This is a genomic window from Bradyrhizobium sp. SHOUNA76 (assembly GCF_023006445.1).
Taxonomy (GTDB): domain Bacteria; phylum Pseudomonadota; class Alphaproteobacteria; order Rhizobiales; family Xanthobacteraceae; genus Bradyrhizobium.
In genome coordinates this window covers 1-2731 of the sequence record NZ_JALBHA010000678.1, presented here as the reverse complement: position 1 = coordinate 2731, position 2731 = coordinate 1, and the positions used below count along the sequence as shown (strand labels likewise).

Below are 2731 nucleotides of genomic sequence, written 5' to 3'. Positions count from 1 at the left end.
TACCGCACCACGTGGGCCCCGGCTCTGCAGCGCACCGCCAAAGAGGCGCTGCGCTGCGTCCGGGGCACGAGACTGCCGGTCGAGCAAACAGTCGTTTCAACGACGGCAGCCCTACGCCAGCGTATGCACGATCACCGGCCCCGCGGCCGCGCTCGCGTGCCCCGCGAGCAGCTGGCCGAGATTTTTCTCGATCCAGGCGATGGCGCGCTTGTTTGCCTCCTCGGCCTGCTCGAACTTGTCGAAGATCGAGATCGCGGTGACCGTGTCGTCACCGGCATAGACGACGTAATAGGCGCGGAAGCCGTCGACGTCGCTGATGATCGGAACGGCGCCGTCCTTGATGCGGCGCGCCAGCTCCTCAGCGCTCCCGCTCTTCGCCTTGGCCTGACGGATGGCGGCATACATGGCATCCTCCTTCCAGCTACGTGTTGGGGACATAGTGCCCAAGGTGATCTTACGCCTTGGCAGGCAAACGATCCACGCCCTCGCATCAATCGCCCGCCTTTACCCAACGGATCGCATCTCGACCGACGGTGCGGCCAGCGTGATGGCCGGCACAGTTGTTCCGCGCGCGTTCCGGCATGGTTGCGTCCACACCGGCTGCATCGGGCAGCCGCAACAGGACACCGACCATGAGAACCATCGCGCTTTCGGCTATCGCCGCCCTCGTCGCCATCACGACGTTGGCCGGCTCCGCCCGGCTCAGCCCCGCTGCCGCCGGCAGCCTGGACTGGCTCGGCAACGACAATTACGTGCGCTGCCTGAAATATGTCAGCGCGCTCGCCCATGGCAATGCGGCCGCTTATGACCGCGGCCGCAGGGCCTGCAATCGGCAGTATTATCCTGGCCGTCCCGGCTATGACTACTGAGCAGGCCGGCGCCTCAAACGAAGGCCGCGCAGAGCAGCGCGGCCTTTTCGCAATCGAACCCTGTCTGCAAGTGGAGAAAGCGTCTCGCCGGCCGGGGCGGCCATCCACCTATCCTTGGTTAACCGGCGGCTAACCCAACCCGCGCGCTCTGCAACCAACGGTTAAGCACGCCTCAACATCGCTGCCTTAGTCTTGCCCCACTCACTTTTCGCAAACACCGGTGACCTATCCTGCCGGGCGAAGTGACATCAGGGGGTTCATCATGCGCATTGCGTTGCTGCTGACGGCAACCATCGTCGGCGCGCTCTTCGCCAGTCCATCCCATGCCGGATCGCTCGATGCCGACGCAGCGCAGTCGCTGCCGCCCGGCTTCCAGAGCTACCGCGGCTACATGTTCGACCTGTCGGAGAACTCCGACCGCAAGGACGTCGACAAGCTCACCGACAATCTGAAGCAGCAGATTGATCTCGTCGAAGGCGCTGGCCTCTCGCCGCGAGTGCTGCGCTTCTTCCATACCGTGCCGATCGTCGCGAGCGAGCTGGCCTGCCTCGACGAAGGCGCCGCGACCGCGTGCTACGGCCGGGTCACGCCGGAGATCCACCGCACCGCGCCGCGGACGCTCACGGTGTGGGACCCGAACAAGCAGCGCTGGACGAATCCGAACGCCGTCGACCTCGCGGTCGATTCCGGGCTCGGCGTGATCATGCTGCGTCCGGACATGATGCGGTACGAGAAGGAGGCCGTGCTGCTGCACGAGTTGCTGCACGCCTATCACGCGCGGCTGTTGCCGGACGGCTATGCCAACAAGGGCGTGATCGCCTACTACGCGCTTGCCAAGTCCAAGGACCTTCTCCCCAAGGACTCCTATGCGATGAAGAATCCCATGGAGTTCTTTGCGGTGACCGCCAGCATCTTCCTGTCGGGAAAGAGCGAATTCCACGACCCGAAGTCGCGCGAAGCGCTCAAGGAGAAGATGCCGGACTATTACAAATATCTGGTCGGCGTGTTTGGCTTCGACCCCGAGCCGGCGGCGGCAAACGGCCCGGTGGCCTCGCTGAAATGAGGCGCCCCGCTGAAACGTTCAAAAGCCGCGCGACATGCGCGGCTTTTTTAGTTTTGGCCAGCCGGAAGCTGCGGATGACTCCCCGGCGGGAATTGCCAAGGCAGGGCCCGATCTGCATAGTCCCGCCCGCATCGATACCGTTTTAAGAGGATAGAACAACATGGCGGACGCCGACCTGGATGTCGTGATCCGGCAACTGGCCAGACAGCTGCATACGGGCCTGATGACCCGCGCCAAGGAGCGGCGGGATCGGTTCAACGGCCTTGCGGCCAAGGCCAAGGGCAAGGAGACAGCCGACCGCTTCAAGATGATGGCCAAGGCCACCATGGAGCAGGCCACCGCCGCCGCCAAGCGCCTGCAGATGTCCGCCGACAACGTCGCCGACAGCTACGCGCGATCGATGCGGATTGCCGCCAGCACGCCCGTTGTGGTGAAGGTGGAGAAGAAGGCGAAGGAAAAGCCGGAGAAGAAGACAAAGAAAGCCAAAGCCAAGAAGGCGAAGTAGTCGCGGCTTTCTTCCTTCTACCCCTTGTGGGAGAAGGTGGCGCGAAGCGCCGGATGAGGGTCTCTTTCCTCGACGACAGCATCGTAGGGTGGGCAAAGCGAAGCGTGCCCACGCGTCTGTCGCCGTATTGCAGAGATCGTGGGCACGGCGCAAGTGCGCCTTTGCCCACCCTACGATTCCGGGATTCGTGGAGAGATACCCTCACCTTCGCGGTACTGACACCTGTGTCGGCTCGGCGCTCGCGAGCTCGGCGAGCTTTGCGCGCGCAGCCTCGCGCGCGCGGCCGTCCTTGCC

Annotated in this window: 4 protein-coding genes; 3 read left to right on the top strand and 1 reads right to left on the bottom strand. The window is 64.0% G+C overall.

The window, feature by feature from the left end:
- Positions 1-111: 111 nt before the first annotated feature.
- A complete protein-coding gene (locus tag MOV74_RS35520) occupies positions 112-405 on the bottom strand; it encodes an antibiotic biosynthesis monooxygenase (protein WP_246931839.1) in 294 nt (97 codons plus the stop codon).
- A 227-nt stretch (positions 406-632) separates the two neighbouring features.
- Between MOV74_RS35520 and MOV74_RS35515 the strand changes: the two genes are divergently transcribed.
- The 3 genes from MOV74_RS35515 to MOV74_RS35505 all read left to right on the top strand — a co-directional run bounded on the left by MOV74_RS35515 (position 633) and on the right by MOV74_RS35505 (position 2437).
- Complete coding sequence (locus MOV74_RS35515) at positions 633-869, top strand: hypothetical protein (protein ID WP_246931836.1); 237 nt, start codon at positions 633-635, stop codon at positions 867-869.
- Between the two features lie 262 nt (positions 870-1131).
- On the top strand, positions 1132-1932 hold the full coding sequence (locus MOV74_RS35510; protein ID WP_246931834.1) for a hypothetical protein: 801 nt from the start codon (positions 1132-1134) through the stop codon (positions 1930-1932).
- A 160-nt stretch (positions 1933-2092) separates the two neighbouring features.
- Positions 2093-2437 carry a hypothetical protein gene (locus tag MOV74_RS35505; RefSeq protein ID WP_246931830.1) on the top strand — a complete coding sequence of 115 codons (345 nt, stop codon included), beginning with the start codon at positions 2093-2095 and terminating at the stop codon, positions 2435-2437.
- Positions 2438-2731: the final 294 nt, after the last annotated feature.

Excerpts from the sequence above, each read along its gene's own strand:
- MOV74_RS35515 (WP_246931836.1), top strand. The coding sequence starts at position 633 with ATGAGAACCATCGCGCTTTCGGCTATCGCCGCCCTCGTCGCCATCACG.
- MOV74_RS35520 (WP_246931839.1), bottom strand. The coding sequence starts at position 405 with ATGTATGCCGCCATCCGTCAGGCCAAGGCGAAGAGCGGGAGCGCTGAG.
- MOV74_RS35505 (WP_246931830.1), top strand. The coding sequence starts at position 2,093 with ATGGCGGACGCCGACCTGGATGTCGTGATCCGGCAACTGGCCAGACAG.
- MOV74_RS35510 (WP_246931834.1), top strand. The coding sequence starts at position 1,132 with ATGCGCATTGCGTTGCTGCTGACGGCAACCATCGTCGGCGCGCTCTTC.